General features: G+C 35.6%; 31 protein-coding genes. 30 read left to right on the plus strand and 1 reads right to left on the minus strand.

Translation table 11 applies throughout. From position 1 onward, the window contains the following. Nucleotides 1–64 precede the first annotated feature (64 nt). The 28 genes from rplC to rplQ all read left to right on the plus strand — a co-directional run bounded on the left by rplC (nucleotide 65) and on the right by rplQ (nucleotide 13,928). The gene (gene rplC, locus QF044_RS20500; RefSeq protein ID WP_034725991.1) at nucleotides 65–691 is read left to right on the plus strand and encodes a 50S ribosomal protein L3; all 627 of its coding nucleotides are present in this window, start codon (nucleotides 65–67) and stop codon (nucleotides 689–691) included. Next, nucleotides 682–1,311, plus strand: a complete 630-nt coding sequence (gene rplD, locus QF044_RS20505; RefSeq protein WP_307271416.1) for a 50S ribosomal protein L4 — start codon at nucleotides 682–684, stop codon at nucleotides 1,309–1,311. Before rplC ends, rplD begins: the two co-directional genes overlap by 10 nt. A 3-nt stretch (nucleotides 1,312–1,314) precedes the next feature. Then, nucleotides 1,315–1,605, plus strand: coding sequence for a 50S ribosomal protein L23 (rplW, locus tag QF044_RS20510; RefSeq protein ID WP_307271418.1), 291 nt, complete (start codon nucleotides 1,315–1,317; stop codon nucleotides 1,603–1,605). Between the two features lie 22 nt (nucleotides 1,606–1,627). Then, on the plus strand, nucleotides 1,628–2,449 hold the full coding sequence (gene rplB / locus QF044_RS20515) for a 50S ribosomal protein L2 (RefSeq protein WP_307271420.1): 822 nt from the start codon (nucleotides 1,628–1,630) through the stop codon (nucleotides 2,447–2,449). Between the two features lie 2 nt (nucleotides 2,450–2,451). Further along, nucleotides 2,452–2,730, plus strand: coding sequence for a 30S ribosomal protein S19 (rpsS, locus tag QF044_RS20520; RefSeq protein ID WP_034702850.1), 279 nt, complete (start codon nucleotides 2,452–2,454; stop codon nucleotides 2,728–2,730). Between the two features lie 2 nt (nucleotides 2,731–2,732). Beyond that, nucleotides 2,733–3,131: a 50S ribosomal protein L22 gene (gene rplV, locus QF044_RS20525; protein WP_034702853.1), complete on the plus strand. Its 399-nt coding sequence runs from the start codon at nucleotides 2,733–2,735 to the stop codon at nucleotides 3,129–3,131. A gap of 7 nt (nucleotides 3,132–3,138) precedes the next feature. After that, nucleotides 3,139–3,891, plus strand: a complete 753-nt coding sequence (rpsC, locus tag QF044_RS20530; RefSeq protein ID WP_307271425.1) for a 30S ribosomal protein S3 — start codon at nucleotides 3,139–3,141, stop codon at nucleotides 3,889–3,891. Between the two features lie 98 nt (nucleotides 3,892–3,989). Next, a complete protein-coding gene (gene rplP, locus QF044_RS20535) occupies nucleotides 3,990–4,415 on the plus strand; it encodes a 50S ribosomal protein L16 (protein ID WP_047454300.1) in 426 nt (141 codons plus the stop codon). Nucleotides 4,416–4,426: 11 nt separating this feature from the next. Beyond that, nucleotides 4,427–4,615, plus strand: coding sequence for a 50S ribosomal protein L29 (gene rpmC / locus QF044_RS20540; protein WP_034725985.1), 189 nt, complete (start codon nucleotides 4,427–4,429; stop codon nucleotides 4,613–4,615). An 11-nt stretch (nucleotides 4,616–4,626) separates the two neighbouring features. Further along, on the plus strand, nucleotides 4,627–4,884 hold the full coding sequence (rpsQ, locus tag QF044_RS20545) for a 30S ribosomal protein S17 (RefSeq protein WP_307272090.1): 258 nt from the start codon (nucleotides 4,627–4,629) through the stop codon (nucleotides 4,882–4,884). A gap of 2 nt (nucleotides 4,885–4,886) precedes the next feature. Next, nucleotides 4,887–5,255, plus strand: a complete 369-nt coding sequence (gene rplN, locus QF044_RS20550; RefSeq protein WP_007839504.1) for a 50S ribosomal protein L14 — start codon at nucleotides 4,887–4,889, stop codon at nucleotides 5,253–5,255. Between the two features lie 22 nt (nucleotides 5,256–5,277). Further along, a complete protein-coding gene (gene rplX, locus QF044_RS20555; protein ID WP_307271431.1) occupies nucleotides 5,278–5,604 on the plus strand; it encodes a 50S ribosomal protein L24 in 327 nt (108 codons plus the stop codon). A 13-nt stretch (nucleotides 5,605–5,617) separates the two neighbouring features. Next, nucleotides 5,618–6,169 (plus strand): 50S ribosomal protein L5, encoded by a 552-nt coding sequence (rplE, locus tag QF044_RS20560; RefSeq protein WP_047454303.1) that lies wholly within the window; start codon nucleotides 5,618–5,620, stop codon nucleotides 6,167–6,169. Between the two features lie 3 nt (nucleotides 6,170–6,172). Beyond that, on the plus strand, nucleotides 6,173–6,442 hold the full coding sequence (rpsN, locus tag QF044_RS20565) for a 30S ribosomal protein S14 (protein ID WP_047376574.1): 270 nt from the start codon (nucleotides 6,173–6,175) through the stop codon (nucleotides 6,440–6,442). 143 nt (nucleotides 6,443–6,585) lie between these two features. Beyond that, the gene (gene rpsH / locus QF044_RS20570; protein ID WP_162031527.1) at nucleotides 6,586–6,984 is read left to right on the plus strand and encodes a 30S ribosomal protein S8; all 399 of its coding nucleotides are present in this window, start codon (nucleotides 6,586–6,588) and stop codon (nucleotides 6,982–6,984) included. A gap of 17 nt (nucleotides 6,985–7,001) precedes the next feature. Next, on the plus strand, nucleotides 7,002–7,547 hold the full coding sequence (gene rplF / locus QF044_RS20575) for a 50S ribosomal protein L6 (RefSeq protein WP_307271440.1): 546 nt from the start codon (nucleotides 7,002–7,004) through the stop codon (nucleotides 7,545–7,547). Nucleotides 7,548–7,562: 15 nt separating this feature from the next. Further along, complete coding sequence (gene rplR / locus QF044_RS20580; RefSeq protein ID WP_034725976.1) at nucleotides 7,563–7,916, plus strand: 50S ribosomal protein L18; 354 nt, start codon at nucleotides 7,563–7,565, stop codon at nucleotides 7,914–7,916. Nucleotides 7,917–7,936: 20 nt separating this feature from the next. Beyond that, nucleotides 7,937–8,458 carry a 30S ribosomal protein S5 gene (rpsE, locus tag QF044_RS20585; protein WP_073330039.1) on the plus strand — a complete coding sequence of 174 codons (522 nt, stop codon included), beginning with the start codon at nucleotides 7,937–7,939 and terminating at the stop codon, nucleotides 8,456–8,458. 10 nt (nucleotides 8,459–8,468) lie between these two features. Continuing rightward, nucleotides 8,469–8,645 (plus strand): 50S ribosomal protein L30, encoded by a 177-nt coding sequence (gene rpmD / locus QF044_RS20590; protein ID WP_007839493.1) that lies wholly within the window; start codon nucleotides 8,469–8,471, stop codon nucleotides 8,643–8,645. Between the two features lie 20 nt (nucleotides 8,646–8,665). Then, nucleotides 8,666–9,115 carry a 50S ribosomal protein L15 gene (gene rplO, locus QF044_RS20595; protein WP_307271444.1) on the plus strand — a complete coding sequence of 150 codons (450 nt, stop codon included), beginning with the start codon at nucleotides 8,666–8,668 and terminating at the stop codon, nucleotides 9,113–9,115. Nucleotides 9,116–9,124: 9 nt separating this feature from the next. Beyond that, nucleotides 9,125–10,504, plus strand: coding sequence for a preprotein translocase subunit SecY (gene secY / locus QF044_RS20600; RefSeq protein WP_307271447.1), 1,380 nt, complete (start codon nucleotides 9,125–9,127; stop codon nucleotides 10,502–10,504). A 3-nt stretch (nucleotides 10,505–10,507) separates the two neighbouring features. Further along, on the plus strand, nucleotides 10,508–10,723 hold the full coding sequence (gene infA, locus QF044_RS20605) for a translation initiation factor IF-1 (RefSeq protein WP_034684855.1): 216 nt from the start codon (nucleotides 10,508–10,510) through the stop codon (nucleotides 10,721–10,723). 111 nt (nucleotides 10,724–10,834) lie between these two features. After that, a complete protein-coding gene (gene rpmJ, locus QF044_RS20610) occupies nucleotides 10,835–10,951 on the plus strand; it encodes a 50S ribosomal protein L36 (RefSeq protein WP_007839480.1) in 117 nt (38 codons plus the stop codon). 9 nt (nucleotides 10,952–10,960) lie between these two features. Continuing rightward, nucleotides 10,961–11,338: a 30S ribosomal protein S13 gene (rpsM, locus tag QF044_RS20615; protein WP_034694696.1), complete on the plus strand. Its 378-nt coding sequence runs from the start codon at nucleotides 10,961–10,963 to the stop codon at nucleotides 11,336–11,338. Nucleotides 11,339–11,350: 12 nt separating this feature from the next. Next, on the plus strand, nucleotides 11,351–11,740 hold the full coding sequence (gene rpsK / locus QF044_RS20620) for a 30S ribosomal protein S11 (protein WP_034702879.1): 390 nt from the start codon (nucleotides 11,351–11,353) through the stop codon (nucleotides 11,738–11,740). Nucleotides 11,741–11,759: 19 nt separating this feature from the next. Then, complete coding sequence (gene rpsD / locus QF044_RS20625) at nucleotides 11,760–12,368, plus strand: 30S ribosomal protein S4 (protein WP_307271455.1); 609 nt, start codon at nucleotides 11,760–11,762, stop codon at nucleotides 12,366–12,368. Between the two features lie 33 nt (nucleotides 12,369–12,401). Beyond that, nucleotides 12,402–13,397, plus strand: coding sequence for a DNA-directed RNA polymerase subunit alpha (locus QF044_RS20630; RefSeq protein WP_307271459.1), 996 nt, complete (start codon nucleotides 12,402–12,404; stop codon nucleotides 13,395–13,397). Between the two features lie 6 nt (nucleotides 13,398–13,403). Continuing rightward, nucleotides 13,404–13,928, plus strand: a complete 525-nt coding sequence (rplQ, locus tag QF044_RS20635; protein WP_307271462.1) for a 50S ribosomal protein L17 — start codon at nucleotides 13,404–13,406, stop codon at nucleotides 13,926–13,928. A 101-nt stretch (nucleotides 13,929–14,029) separates the two neighbouring features. Here the strand turns inward: rplQ and QF044_RS20640 are convergent, their stop codons facing one another. Continuing rightward, on the minus strand, nucleotides 14,030–14,464 hold the full coding sequence (locus tag QF044_RS20640; RefSeq protein WP_307271465.1) for a hypothetical protein: 435 nt from the start codon (nucleotides 14,462–14,464) through the stop codon (nucleotides 14,030–14,032). 178 nt (nucleotides 14,465–14,642) lie between these two features. On the opposite strand from QF044_RS20640, the gene QF044_RS20645 reads away from it, so the two are divergent. Then, complete coding sequence (locus QF044_RS20645; protein WP_307271468.1) at nucleotides 14,643–15,275, plus strand: response regulator transcription factor; 633 nt, start codon at nucleotides 14,643–14,645, stop codon at nucleotides 15,273–15,275. A gap of 6 nt (nucleotides 15,276–15,281) precedes the next feature. Continuing rightward, nucleotides 15,282–16,031 carry a hypothetical protein gene (locus QF044_RS20650; RefSeq protein WP_307271471.1) on the plus strand — a complete coding sequence of 250 codons (750 nt, stop codon included), beginning with the start codon at nucleotides 15,282–15,284 and terminating at the stop codon, nucleotides 16,029–16,031. The last annotated feature ends 81 nt before the right edge of the window (nucleotides 16,032–16,112 follow it).

Below are 16,112 nucleotides of genomic sequence, written 5' to 3' on the forward strand. Positions count from 1 at the left end.
GAAATTACTTCAGACCTCCTAAAAATGTAGAAATTAGAAAGATAAATTTTATTATACATAAACAATGTCAGGTATTATTGGTAAAAAAATCGGTATGACGTCTTTGTTTAACGAAGAAGGAAAGAATATTCCTTGTACAGTTATCCAAGCCGGTCCGTGCTCGGTTTTACAGGTCAGAACCATAGAAAAGGACGGCTACAAGTCAGTTCAGTTAGGTTTCGATGACAAGAGTGAAAAGAACGTAGGTAAAGCGTTAGCTGGCCATTTCAAAAAGGCTGGTTCTGCTCCAAAAGCTAAGTTGGTAGAATTCTACAGAGAATTCGTAGACGAAGTAAAAGTAGGAGAAGAAGTAAAAGTTAATCTATTCGCTGAAGGTGAATTTGTTGACGTAACAGGAACTTCAAAAGGTAAAGGTTTCCAGGGTGTTGTTAAAAGACATGGCTTTGGAGGTGTAATGCAAGCTACTCATGGTCAGCACAACAGACTTAGAGCTCCAGGTTCTATCGGTGCTGGATCGGATCCTTCAAGAGTATTCAAAGGAATGAGAATGGCGGGTAGAATGGGAGGTAAGCAGGTAACTGTACAAAACCTTCAAGTATTAAAAGTGGATCAAGAACAAAATCTTTTAGTAGTAAAAGGTGCTGTTCCGGGAGCTAAAAATTCTTATGTAATTATCAGAAAATGGAACTAGTAGTATTAAATACATCAGGAAAAGAGACCGGAAGAAAAGTAACTCTAGACGAAACAGTATTCGGAATTGAGCCAAATCAGCACGCGGTTTACTTAGAAGTTAAGCAGTACCTTGCCGCTCAGAGACAAGGGACTCATAAATCAAAAGAAAGAAGCGAAATTACTGCTTCTACTAAAAAACTTAAGAAGCAAAAAGGATCTGGTTCTGCTAGATATGGTGATATCAAATCTCCAACTTTCAGAGGTGGAGGTAGAGTATTCGGACCAAAACCAAGAGACTACAGATTCAAATTGAATAAAGCTCTTAAGAGATTAGCTAAAAAATCTGTTTTATCTCAGAAAATGAGAGACAACAGCATCAGAGTAATGGAAGATATGAGCTTAAACGCTCCTAAAACTAAAGATTTCATCTCTATCTTGAATGCATTGGCATTGAATGATAAGAAGTCTCTATTCGTTCTTCCTGAAGCTAACAAGAATGTATATTTATCTTCAAGAAACTTACCTAAAACTAAAGTAATGAACTTCAACGAAATTAGTTCATATGACTTAATGAATGCAGGTGAGATCGTATTCTTAGAAGGTGCAGTTGAAAAATTCCAGGAAAATTTAAAGAAATAAATCATGTCACTTATTATTAAACCAGTTATTTCAGAAAAGGCTAACTATCTTACAGATTTAAGAGGTGCTTATTCTTTCCTAGTTGATCCTAGGGCGAATAAAATCCAGATTAAAAAAGCGGTAGAACAAGCTTACGGTGTGAAAGTAGCAGACGTTAGAACCATGATTTATGCGCCTAAAGTTTCTTCAAAGCATACTAAGAAAGGTCTTCAAGTAGGAAAGACAAACAAATTGAAAAAAGCGGTTATCACTCTTTCTGAAGGGGAAGTAATCGATATTTTTGCTGTAAATTAATTATTAATTATAAATAATAGTAATGTCTGTTAGAAAATTAAAACCTATCACCCCAGGACAGAGATTCAGAATTGTAAACAATTTTGAGGAAATTACTACCAACAAACCAGAGAAATCTCTAACAGTTGGTATTAGTAAGTCAGGTGGACGTAACCAAACTGGTAAAATGACCATGCGTTACACCGGAGGTGGACACAAAAAGAAATACAGAATTATCGACTTCAAAAGAAACAAGCATGATGTTGAAGCAACGGTAAAAACTGTAGAATATGATCCAAACAGAACTGCATTTATCGCTTTATTAGAGTATGCAGACGGAGAGAAGAGATATATCATCGCTCCAAACGGTATCAAAGTAGATCAAAAAGTAGTTTCAGGAGAAAGCGTAGAACCGAATATCGGTAACGCAATGAAATTGAAAAACATTCCATTGGGTACTGTTATTTCTTGTGTTGAAATGAAACCTGGACAAGGTGCAATTTTAGCAAGAAGTGCTGGTTCTTCAGCTCAATTAACTTCAAGAGACGGAAAATATGCAATCATCAAATTGCCTTCAGGAGAATCTAGAATGATCCTTACTGAATGTTATGCAATGGTTGGATCTGTTTCTAACTCTGATCATCAGTTAACTGTTTCAGGTAAGGCTGGTAGAAGCAGATGGTTAGGTAGAAGACCTAGAACTAGACCAGTAGTAATGAACCCTGTAGATCACCCAATGGGAGGTGGTGAAGGTCGTTCTTCTGGAGGTCACCCAAGATCTAGAAATGGTATGCCTGCTAAAGGTTACAAAACCAGAAAGAAAAATAAAGCGTCTAACCGTCATATCATATCTAAACGTAAATAATTATGGCAAGATCACTTAAAAAAGGACCATTCATTCATCATACTTTAGATAAGAAGGTTCAGACAAACATAGAGTCTGGTAAGAAGACAGTTATTAAAACTTGGTCTAGAGCGTCTATGATCTCTCCAGACTTCGTAGGACAAACTATCGCTGTACACAATGGGAAATCTTTTATTCCTGTTTATGTTACAGAAAACATGGTTGGTCACAAGTTAGGCGAATTTTCTCCAACAAGATCTTTCAGAGGTCATGGTGGTAATAAAAACAAAGGAAGTAGATAATCATGGGATCAAGAAAAAGAGAAAGTGCATTAGCACGTAAATTAACAAATCAAGATGTAGTAAAAGCATTACATAACGATTGCCCTTCTTCTCCAAGAAAGATGAGATTAGTAGCTGATATCATCAGAGGGGTAGAAGTAGACAAAGCTTTATACATCCTAAAATATTCAAAGAAAGACGCATCTAACAAGTTAGAGAAAGTCTTACTTTCAGCAATGGCCAACTGGCAAGCTAAGAACGAAGGTGCTGATATCGAAGAAGCTAATCTTATCGTTAAAGAAATTTTTGTAGACAGTGCAAGACAATTGAAGAGACTAAGACCAGCTCCACAAGGTAGAGGGTATAGAATCAGAAAGAGATCAAACCACATTACACTAATCTTAGGTAATAAAGAAAATTAATCAAGGTATGGGACAGAAGACAAATCCAATTGGTAACAGATTAGGTATCATCAGAGGATGGGATTCAAACTGGTTTGGTGGAAAAGATTATGGAGACAGAATCGCTGAAGACTACAAAATCAGAAGATACCTTGAAGCAAGATTATCTAAAGGTGGGATTTCAAAAATTTATATTGAAAGAACATTAAAATTAGTAACAGTTACAATCACTACTGCTAGACCGGGACTTATCATCGGTAAAGGAGGTCAGGAAGTTGATAAATTGAAAGAAGAATTGAAGAAACTTACAGGTAAGGATATTCAAATCAATATTTTCGAAATCAAAAGACCTGAACTTGATGCAGTATTAGTTGCAGACAGTATCTCTAAGCAAATCGAAAACAGAATCTCTTACAGAAGAGCTGTGAAGATGGCAATGGCTAGTACAATGAGAATGGGTGCTGAAGGTATCAAAGTTCAAATCTCTGGTAGATTGAACGGTGCTGAAATGGCAAGAAGCGAATCTTTCAAAGACGGAAGAATTCCTTTGTCTACTTTCAGAGCTGATATTGATTATCACTGGGCTGAAGCTCATACTACTTACGGTAGATTAGGAGTGAAAGTTTGGATCATGAAAGGAGAAGTTTACGGTAAAAGAGAACTTTCTCCACTAGTGGGACAACAGAAGAAAGGAGGTCCTGCAGGAGGTGGAAACAGAGGTGGAGACCGTGATAACAGAAGACCTAGAAAGAATAATAACAATAATAACAATAATAATTAAAAATTTTAGGTTAGAAATTTTGAATTTTAAATTACCGTTACTTTTTTAAAATATAAAAAATCTAAAATCTAAAATCTAAAATCTAAAATTTAGAAATTATGTTACAACCAAAAAGAACCAAATTCCGTAGAGTTCACAAGATGAAAATGAAGGGGATTGCTCAAAGAGGTAATCAACTGGCTTACGGAACATTTGGAATCAAAGCTATAGAAGGTGCTTGGATTACTGCAAGACAAATCGAAGCTGCTCGTATCGCTGCGACAAGATATATGAAGAGAGAAGGCCAGCTATGGATCAAAATCTTCCCGGATAAGCCTATTACTAAGAAACCAGCCGAAGTAAGGATGGGTAAAGGTAAAGGTGCTGTGGAATATTGGGTAGCTGTAGTTAAACCAGGTAAAATTATGTTCGAAATCGGAGGAGTATCTTACGAAATCGCTAAGGAAGCTTTAAGACTTGCTGCACAGAAATTACCGGTAATTACTAAATTCGTAGTTGCTAACGATTTTGTTAAACCTCTATAATCTTTGATACAATGAAACAAGCTGATATTAAAAATTTAAGCGCGGGTGATATTCAAGCAAAACTTGCTGAATTGAAAACTCAATATTCAAAACTGAAATTGGCTCACAAGATCAGTCCAATTGAAAACCCGATTCAAATCAGAGATTTGAGAAGATCGATCGCTAGACTAAACACAGAGTTAACCACTAAACAACAATAAGATTTTCATACATTATGGAAAGAAACTTAAGAAAAGAAAGAATCGGAATAGTTTCCAGCAATAAAATGGAAAAGACCATTGTTGTAAGTGAGACTACGAGAGTAAAGCACCCGATGTACGGTAAATTCGTTCTAAAAACGAAAAAATATACTGCACATGACGAGAATAACGAATGCACAGAAGGAGATACAGTTTTAATTACTGAAACTAGACCTTTGAGCAAGAGCAAGAGATGGAGATTAGTAAGAATCATTGAAAAAGCTAAGTAATAATGTTACAAACAGAATCAAGACTAAAAGTTGCTGATAACACTGGTGCGAAAGAAGTACTAGTAATCAGAGTTCTAGGAGGAACTAGAAGAAGATATGCTTCAGTTGGTGATAAAATCGTTGTTACTATCAAAGATTCTACACCATCAGGAAACGCTAAAAAAGGTCAGGTATCTAAAGCTGTAGTAGTAAGAACTAAAAAAGCAGTTAGAAGAAAAGATGGTTCATACATCAAATTCGAAGACAATGCTTGTGTATTACTAAACGCAGCAGGAGAAATGAGAGGAACACGTGTTTTCGGACCGGTTGCTCGTGAGTTGAGAGACAAAGAATATATGAAAATCATTTCATTAGCTCCTGAAGTACTTTAATTTTAAAAATTTTTAAAAGAAAATGTCAAAGTTAAAAATAAAAAGAGGAGATAACGTCATCATTACTACTGGTAAGAAAGATATCAAAGGTAAAACAGGTGAAGTTATTGAAGTGATCAAAAAAGAAGGAAGAGATCCTAGAGTTATCGTTGCAGGACTAAACATCGTTAAAAAACACGTTAAGCCTTCAGCTTCTAACCCACAAGGTGGAATCACTGAAAAAGAAGCTTCTATTCATATCTCAAACATTGCTTTAGTTGGTAAAGACGGTAAAGCAGTGAAAGTTGGTTATAAAATCGACGGAGATAAGAAAGTGAGAATCGATAAAAAAACGGGTGAAACTTTATAATTTGAATTAACACATGGAATTTATAGCAAGACCCAAAAATATTTACAGAGAGAAAATTGTTCCTGCAATGATGGAAGAATTTGGTTACAAATCTGTAATGCAGGTACCTAAATTGGAAAAAATCATCCTATCTCAAGGATTAGGTGATGCCACTGCAGACAAGAAAATCATTGATTATGCTGTAGAAGAATTAACAATGATTACTGGCCAGAAAGCAGTTGGTACTATCTCTAAGAAAGACGAAGCGGCTTTCAAATTGAGAAAAGGTATGCCTGTAGGTGCTAAAGTAACATTGAGAGCTCATAAAATGTATGAATTCTTAGACAGACTTACTGCTTCTGCTTTACCACGTATCAGAGATTTCTCTGGTATCAAAGCAGACGGGTTCGATGGTAGAGGTAACTACAACTTAGGTATTACTGAGCAGATTATCTTCCCTGAGATCGTAATTGACAAAGTGAAAAAAATCCAAGGGATGGACATCACTTTCGTTACAAGTGCGAAAACAGATAAAGAAGCGAAAGCATTATTAACTCACTTCGGTTTACCATTTAAAAAGAACTAAGAAATGGCTAAAGAATCAATGAAAGCGCGTGAGCGCAAAAGAGAAGCACTAGTTGCTAAATACGCTGACAAGAGAAAAGCTCTTAAAGAAGCAGGTGATTACGAAGGACTTCAAAAACTTCCTAAAAACGCTTCTCCTGTAAGATTACACAACAGATGTAAACTAACAGGTAGACCTAGAGGATACATGAGAACGTTTGGTATTTCCAGAGTAACTTTCAGAGAAATGGCAAACAACGGTCTTATCCCGGGTGTAAGAAAAGCTAGTTGGTAATAATTACTAATTAATCAGGACAATTAAGTTGTTCAGATACTAAAGATAAAAATATCAGACCCAAGAATTTCTGAAGTCTGATATTTTATTCTTCAAGTCTTTGCAAAACTGATTGTCTTTAACCAATAATTTAAAATAGAAAAATGGTAACAGATCCAATTTCAGATTTCCTAACAAGAGTAAGGAACGCACAAAGCGCAGGCCACAAAGTGGTGGAAATTCCTGCATCGAAAATCAAAAAGGAGATTACTAAGATCTTATTTGATCAAGGGTATATCTTAAACTTCAAGTTTGAAGATAACGCTGTTCAAGGTACGATCAAAATCGCTTTAAAGTACGACAAGCAAACCAACAAACCTGCAATTAAGTCTATTCAAAGAGCTTCAAGACCAGGTCTAAGACAGTACAAAGGTTCTACTGAACTTCCAAGAGTACTAAACGGTTTGGGTATTTCTATCATCTCTACTTCTAAAGGAGTAATGACTGACAAGAAAGCTAGAGAAGAGAAAGTAGGCGGTGAAGTAATCTGCTATGTTTATTAATTTTTAATCAGAGGAAAATGTCAAGAATTGGTAAAGCAATTATAACAATTCCAGCTGGAATTACAGTCACTGAAAATAACGGTGTTGTAACGGTAAAAGGTCCTAAAGGAGAACTTTCTCAGGAGCTTACAGCAGGAATTACTTTAGAACAAAAAGATGGCGAGCTTAATGTAAACAGACCATCTGATTCTAAACAACACAAAGCACTTCACGGTCTTTACAGAGCGTTGATCAATAACATGATCACTGGTGTTAATACAGGTTTCGAAAAGAAACTGGAACTAGTAGGAGTAGGATACAGAGCTTCACACACAGGTCAAAAACTTGAGTTAGCTTTAGGATTCTCTCACGGTATCGTATTAGAACTTCCTGGTGAAGTAAAAGTAGATACATTGACTGAAAAAGGTAAAAACCCAATTATTACTTTAACGTCTCACGACAACCAACTTCTTGGAATGGTGGCTGCAAAGATCCGTTCTTTCAGAAAGCCTGAGCCATACAAAGGAAAAGGTGTAAGATTCCTAGGAGAAATTGTTAGACGTAAAGCTGGTAAATCTGCTTAATAAATTATAAGTATTATGGCATTAAGTAAATTAGAAAAAAGAATAAGAATAAAAAGAAGAGTAAGAGGGAAAATCTCTGGATCTTCTGAATTGCCAAGATTATCTGTATATAAAAGTAATAAGGAAATTTACGCTCAGTTAATCGATGATAAAAATGGTACAACTTTAGTTTCGGCTTCTTCAAGAGAGAAAGGGGTTGATGCTAATGGTACTAAGACTGAAGTTTCTGCTGCTGTTGGTAAAGCTATCGCTGCTAAAGCTATCGCTGCAGGAATCGAAAGTATTGTATTTGACAGAAACGGTTTCGTTTACCATGGAAGAGTGAAAGCTCTTGCTGATGGAGCGAGAGAAGGAGGACTTAAATTCTAATCATAAAAATTTCGGAAAATATGTTAGGACTAGATAATATAGAAAGAGTAAAACCGGGAGGATTAGAATTAAAAGATCGTCTCGTAGCTGTTAACAGAGTAACAAAAGTAACCAAAGGAGGTAGAGCTTTCGGATTTTCTGCTATTGTTGTAGTAGGTAACGAAGACGGTATCATCGGTCACGGTTTAGGAAAATCTAAGGAAGTTGCTTCTGCAATTGCTAAAGCAGTTGAAGATGCTAAGAAAAACCTTGTGAAAGTTCCTGTAATGAACCACACTATTCCTCACCAGACTACTGCCAGATACGGTGGTGCAGATATCTTCATGAGACCTGCTTCTCACGGTACAGGACTTATCGCCGGTGGTGCGGTAAGAGCGGTACTTGAGTCTGCTGGTATTCACGATATCCTTTCAAAATCTAAAGGATCTTCTAACCCTCACAACGTGGTGAAAGCTACTTTCAAAGCGTTATTGGATATCAGAAGACCTGAAGAAATTGCAAGAATGAGAGGAGTTTCTCTAAGTAAAGTGTTTAACGGTTAATATTAGAACAATGGCAACAATCAAAGTAAAGCAAGTAAGAAGCGCTATTGGAAGAACAAAAACCCAAAAGAGAACGCTTGAAGCATTAGGATTTAAGAAACTTCACCAAGTTGTAGAACACGAAGCTACGCCTTCTATTTTAGGAATGATAGCTGCAGTTAGTCATTTACTTGAAGTTCAAAAATAATTTTTAAAAAAGAAATTAAAATGAATTTAAATAATATAAAACCTGCTGCAGGATCTACTTTCAATTCAAAAAGAATTGGTAGAGGACAAGGTACAGGAAAAGGAGGTACTTCTACGAAAGGTCACAAAGGTCAAAAAGCTAGAGCTGGTTATTCTCAGAAAATCGGTTTCGAAGGTGGACAGATGCCTTTACAAAGAAGATTACCTAAATTCGGTTTCAAAAACGTAAACAGAAAAGAGTTTAGAGGAGTAAACCTTGATACAATCCAAATTTTAATCGAGAACAAATCCATCACTGGAGATATCACGAAAGAAGTTTTAGTAGAAAACGGTTTAGTTTCTAAAAATGAATTAGTGAAAATTATGGGTAGAGGAGAATTGAAATCTGCGGTTTCAATCTCTGCTGACAAGTTCACTAAATCTGCTGAAGAGCTTATTGCTAAAGCAGGTGGAAAAGCAATTACCTTATAATACTTACTAATGAAAGAATTTATACAAACACTTAAAAATATTTGGAGCCTAAAGGAATTAAGAGATAAAATTCTCTTTACGTTAGGTATTATCCTTGTGTATAGATTCGCATCTTATATCTCACTTCCCGCAATTAACCTTGCAGAGGTGGGAGATCTCTTAGAGCATTATAAAAATCAAGGCGGTAACAAGCAAGGAGCAGGTCTCCTTGGCTTGCTTTCGTCGTTTACGGGAGGAGCTTTCAGCCACGCTTCCGTAATGGCGTTGGGAATCATGCCTTATATTTCTGCTTCTATTATTGTTCAGTTGATGGGGATGGCTATTCCTCAACTTCAGAAACTTCAGAAGGATGGAGAGTCAGGTAGAAATACATTGAATCAAATTACAAGATGGTTAACGATCGGAGTTTGTTTAGTACAGGCACCTTCTTATTTAACATCTATTACTCAATTATTCTTACCGTATGCTCAGTTCCAGTCTGCATATTTTGTAGAGCCAAATTCCATCATGTTCTGGTTGCCAAGTATTGTAATCTTGGTTGCCGGTTCAGTATTCGCAATGTGGTTAGGTGAGAAAATCACCGACAAAGGTATCGGAAACGGTATCTCTATCCTGATTATGGTGGGGATCCTTTCAAGATTACCGGAAGCATTCGTACAGGAAATGGCCGTGCAGAACGGAAAAGGAGGAATGGGATCTATTATGATCCTTATTGAAGTAATATTCTGGATGCTGGTAGTTCTTTTAGCAGTAGTATTATCTGTTGCTGTTAGGAAAATTCCAATTCAGTATGTAAGCAGAGCTCAAGCAAGAGGAGGTGTAAACAGAAATCTTATGCAGGGAGCAAGACAATGGATCCCATTGAAAGTGAATGCTGCTGGTGTAATGCCGATTATCTTTGCGCAAGCATTGATGTTCGTACCAGGATTATTGACCAAATTCGATGAGTCCAATACTTTTCTTGCAGGTTTCAAGAATGTTTTTAGCTGGCAGTACAATGTATTGTTTGCGCTATTAATTATTATCTTCTCATTTTTCTATACTGCAATTACAATTCCGGTAAACCAAATGGCTGATGATTTGAAGAGAAATGGAGGTTTAGTACCGAAAGTAAGACCCGGTAAAGAGACAGCTGATTATTTAGATGATATTTTATCAAAAATTACCTTGCCAGGTGCAATATTTTTATCTATCTTTGCAGTCCTTCCAGCAATAGTGCATGGAAGCTTTGTTCAGACAGATGCGTTTGCCCTATTTTTCGGGGGAACATCACTATTAATTATGGTGGGAGTAATTTTAGATACTGTTCAACAGATTAATACATATCTGCTGAACCATCATTATGATGGCTTAATGCAGTCTAAATTGTCAAGAACGACTGGATATTAATTTATGGCGAAACAAAAACATATTGAACAAGACGGCGTTATAACGGAAGCACTTTCGAACGCCCAGTTCCGTGTAGAGCTGGAGAATGGGCATATACTTATAGCTCATATTTCCGGTAAAATGAGAATGCATTATATTAAACTTTTACCTGGAGACAAGGTAAAACTAGAAATGTCTCCCTATGATTTAACGAAAGGGAGAATCACATTTAGATATTAAAACAAAATGCCAGATGGAATGTATGTTCCATTTGGCTCTTGTTGAAAAATAAATACTATCAAAATGAAATCGTATGATTCCATTGGTCAGTAAAAAAAATAAATATTTCAAATGAAAGTTAGAGCATCAATTAAAAAAAGAAGCGCTGATTGCAAGATTGTACGCAGAAAAGGTGTGCTATTCGTAATCAACAAGAAGAACCCAAAATTTAAACAAAGACAAGGCTAACATTAAATTATGGCGAGAATTGCAGGTATTGATTTACCAAAAAACAAAAGAGGTGTTATCGGTTTAACTTACATCTACGGAGTTGGAAGAAGTACTTCTTCTGAAATCCTTAAGGCTGCCGGTATCAGCGAAGACAAGAAAGTCAACGAATGGAATGACGATGAATTGGCTGCAATCAGAACTTATATCTTAGAAAACGTAAAAGTAGAAGGAGAATTAAGATCTGAAGTGCAATTGAACATCAAGAGATTGATGGACATAGGATGCCAACGAGGAATACGTCACAGACTAGGACTACCTTTAAGAGGCCAGAGAACGAAAAACAACTCTAGAACCCGTAAAGGAAAGAGAAAAACTGTTGCTAACAAGAAAAAGGCAAGTAAATAATCGTTAGGAATTATGGCAAAACAAAGTAAAGTAGTTAAAAAAAGAAAAGTAAAAGTTGAGGCTATTGGTGAAGCGCATATTCAAGCTTCTTTCAATAACATCATCATTTCTTTAACAAATAAAAGCGGAGAAGTTATCTCTTGGGCTTCTGCCGGTAAAATGGGTTTCAGAGGTTCTAAAAAGAATACTCCATTTGCTGCTCAAATGGCAGCTGAAAATTGCTCTAACGTAGCTCATGAAGCTGGATTAAGAAGAGTAAAGGTGTATGTGAAAGGTCCTGGTGCAGGTAGAGAATCTGCTATCAGAACAATTCACAATTCAGGTATTGAAGTTAGCGAAATCATTGATGTGACTCCTATGCCACATAATGGATGTAGACCACCGAAAAGAAGAAGAGTTTAATTTTTAGAATTTACCCATTATGGCAAGATATATTGGACCTAAAACTAAGATTGCTAGAAAGTTTGGTGCTGCAATCTACGGAGATGACAAAAACTTCGAAAGAAGAAAAAACCAACCGCCAGGACAACACGGTCCTAACAAAAGAAGAGGTGCTAAAAAATCAGAATATGCAGTTCAGTTAGCTGAAAAACAAAAAGCTAAATATACTTACGGTATTTTAGAAAAACAGTTTGCTAACCTATTCGAAAAAGCACACAGAAGTAAAGGTGTAACAGGTGAAGTTCTATTACAGCTTTGTGAATCAAGATTGGATAACGTTGTATACAGATTAGGGTTTGCTAAAACAAGATCTGGTGCAAGACAGTTAACTTCTCACAGACACATCACTGTGAATGGTGAGATTCTTAACATCCCTTCTTATTTAGTAAAAGCAGGTGATGTAATCGCTGTAAGAGAAAAGTCTAAGTCTCTTGAAGTTGTTTCTGACGCATTAGCTTCTAAAGCAAACTATGAGTGGTTACAATTCAACGACGAGAAAAAAGAAGGCACTTTCATATCTGCTCCTGATAGAATCCAAATTCCGGAAGACATCAAGGAACAGCTTATCGTCGAACTTTACTCTAAATAATTTTTTAATCAAATTTTTGCTCAACCCAATAATATGGCAATTTTACAATTCATAAAACCCGATAAAGTAATTTTACTTAACTCTGATGAATTTAAAGGTCAATTCGAATTCAGACCATTAGAACCAGGTTTCGGGCTTACAATCGGTAATGCTTTGAGAAGAGTGTTGCTTTCTTCTCTGGAAGGATACGCTATTTCATCTATCAAAATAGAAGGTGTAGAGCACGAATTTTCAACTATTCCAGGAGTAATCGAAGACGTTACCGAAATTATTCTTAATCTTAAGCAGGTAAGATTAAAAGCTTCAGCAGAAGGCCAGGCCAACGAGCAGGTAGTTGCTAAAGTTTCAGGTCAGACGGTTATTACTGCTGGTGATTTAGGCAAGTCTATCAACGGATTCGAGGTGCTAAACCCGGATCTTGTGATCTGCAACCTAAACAGTGATGTAACTTTCGAAATTACTTTTAATATTGAAAATGGTAGAGGGTATGTTCCTTCAGAACAAAATAAGTCAAACAATGCACCAGTAGGTACTATTGCTATTGACTCTATTTTTACTCCAATCAAGAAAGTACAATACAGTATTGAAAATTATCGTGTAGAGCAAAAAACAGACTACGAAAAACTTGTACTAGATATAGAAACTGATGGTTCCATCAGTCCTCAAAATGCTTTAACAGAAGCTTCTAAGATATTAATTTATCACTTCATGTTGTTCTCTGATGAGAGAATCACATTGGAAACCGAAGCTGTAAAAGCATCTATCCAGTACGATGAAGAAACACTTCATACAAGACAACTTCTTAAGTCTAAATTAGCAGATATGGATCTTTCTGTAAGAGCCCTAAACTGTCTAAAAGCAGCTGAAGTAGAAACTCTTGGAGAATTGGTTTCTTACAGTAAGTCTGATTTGATGAAATTCAGAAATTTTGGTAAAAAATCTTTGACAGAACTAGAAGAATTAGTGCATTCAAAAGGTCTTAACTTCGGTTTCGACGTTGCAAAATATAAGTTAGACGCTGATAAATAATTAATAATGAGACACGGTAAAAAATTCAATCACTTAGGAAGAACAACTTCTCATAGAAGTGCTTTACTTTCTAATATGGCTTGTTCTCTAATTGAGCATAAAAGAATCAACACTACTGTAGCTAAAGCTAAAGCTTTAAGAGTATATGTTGAACCTCTATTAACAAAGGCAAAAGAAGATACTACACACAATAGAAGAATTGTTTTTTCATATCTTCAAAGTAAAGAAGCGGTTACTGAACTTTTCAGATCAGTAGCGCCTAAAATCGCAGAAAGAAACGGCGGTTATACAAGAATCATCAAAACTGGATTCAGAAAAGGTGATGCTGCTGACATGGCTCTTATCGAGCTAGTTGATTTCAACGAACTTTACAATCCTAATGCTGAAGAGAAAAAGACTACTAGAAGAAGTAGAAGAGCTACAACTGCTAAAAAAGAAGCTGTAGTTGCTGACGCTCCTAAAGTAGAAGAAAAAGTTGAAGAGCCTAAGGCAGAAGCAACTGATTCTACAGAGGAAAAAACTGCAGAATAATATATTCTCAGATATACATAAAAAACCGTTCAGATTTCTGAACGGTTTTTTTATTTTCTAAATCAGGAACTTTAGCTCTGTTATCTCAGATCAGAAGCTGGCTATATTTTTGTTCTTTTCAGTTCAATCACATTGTTCCCCTGCTCAAGGTGTAGGCTATCGCCTTTTACCCTTGCGGTCATGCCATCTTTTTTATAAACCGTTTCACCATCTTTTGCCTCCGTTTTAGGTAATGTAAAAGTTTTTTTGTTGCTGGTGATGGCAACGTTACTTTCCTTAGGATCATTTTTAAATACTACTTTTACTAGTGTTCCGTCTGTTGCTTTATATACAAAATCTGTTTTTTCTGTCTTCTGGCCATTCACTTCAGTGGTTGAAGAACTTTGGGTTACAGAATCAATTTTTCCGTTGTTATCAGTAATTACAGTTTCTGAACTGTCCGTTTTGATTACGCTTTTGTTTCCGCTCTCACTTTTTTTGCAGCTTGTTAATAATAATGACACAGCTGAAATTGCGATTAAAAGGCTTTTTCTCATGATATTTATTTTTTAATGTATAGGAATATTAATTGTTGTTTTATTGTAACAGAAATTTAAGTAAATTAATAGAAACAAAAAACAAACCAATAACCCTGAACTCAAGCCCCTAAATTACACAAAAGTGTAATTGTTTCCGTCTTGTTTTCTGCTGAAATTTGTCTTAAACAAAAAAACAATGAGCATTTCCATCGCCATAGTAGAAGATGAAAAAAACTACAACAATGCGTTGAAGAAAATCATCAATTATCAGGATGATATGAAAGTCGTAGGTCAATTTTTTGATGGGAATACTGCGCTGAAAAATCTTTCCGATATTTCCCCTGATGTCGTTATGATGGATATACAGTTACAGGATATGCTGGGTATTGAAATTATTGAAAAGCTTAAGAAAGATATGCCAAAGACACAATTTATCATGTGTACCAGTTTTGAAGATGATGAAAAGATTTTTAATTCTTTAAAAGCTGGGGCAATGGGCTATCTCATCAAAGGAGAAAGTATGGACAAGATCCTTTCTTCCATCCGTGATGTATACAATGGTGGAGCTCCTATGAGCCTTTCTATTGCCCGAAAAGTTTTAAGCCACTTTGAAAAAAAACTTCCTGAAATTAAAGACTTTGATGAACTTACTTCGCGTGAAAAAGAAATTCTGGAACTCCTTTCTCAAGGCCTTCTGTACAAAGAAATTGCCGACAGAAAGTTCATCAGTATTGATACCGTAAAAAAACACGTAGGAAACATTTACAGAAAGCTGCATGTCAGCAATAAAGTTGAAGCCATCAATAAATTTAACCATTTTAAAAACTAAGAAACTATGGAAAATGAATTATCAATTGAGAATTCGAATTGTGACGAGATTAAAAGAAAATTAATCAAACAGATTAAAAATCTAGATTGCGAAGAATTACTTCTTTTTGAAAAAAATGAGATTCCTCTTTTTAATACAAAGTATTTTAGAGCTCCGGTTGGAGACCACGCAATATCACCCGATAGCAAGAATGGACAAATTAATGCACTCCCAAAAACTTTTCCACTCTTTCCTAGCCATTTTATAATTAAGAAAGTTGGAGATATTATTGATCTCTATAGAAAGACAAAGAAACATATGTATGTTTATTTTTTGTATGAAGGAATAAATACCGATATAAAAGTTAATATTAATATAGCCTTTGTGTTTACAAATGATAATTATAAGGGAGATGATTCTACGATTAAAGACAATGAAGTCCTTTATATACTTGAAAAAAACTCGCTAGTGATAAAGGACAAAACACAGCATTCAAGATTTGAGACAGCTGTTGAAAATTTTAAAGATTTTTTTAATAAGAGTTGCCCAGACAATAAGTTTACAAAGTATTTGATGTTTACTATGGAACTTGTTGATAAGAATTTCAAAAGTTTTGATGATGACACTGAAATTTTAGTAGGAGCAATGCCTTACGCATACAACATAGAAAGGCCGAACCTGATTCTTAAAATAAACGAAAACCGAGTAGATATAACTGTTTATGAAAAAGTAGAAGATCATAACTATTTTTTCAATATGGGACATCTGTATCCATAAGTATGGAGACTTTATCAATTATTTATCAGATAGAAATTGTATTATTATTTCTGTACAGTATATTTTTGGGCGGCATACGTA

Origin of the sequence: Chryseobacterium sp. W4I1 (assembly GCF_030816115.1) — a bacterium.
GTDB lineage: Bacteria > Bacteroidota > Bacteroidia > Flavobacteriales > Weeksellaceae > Chryseobacterium.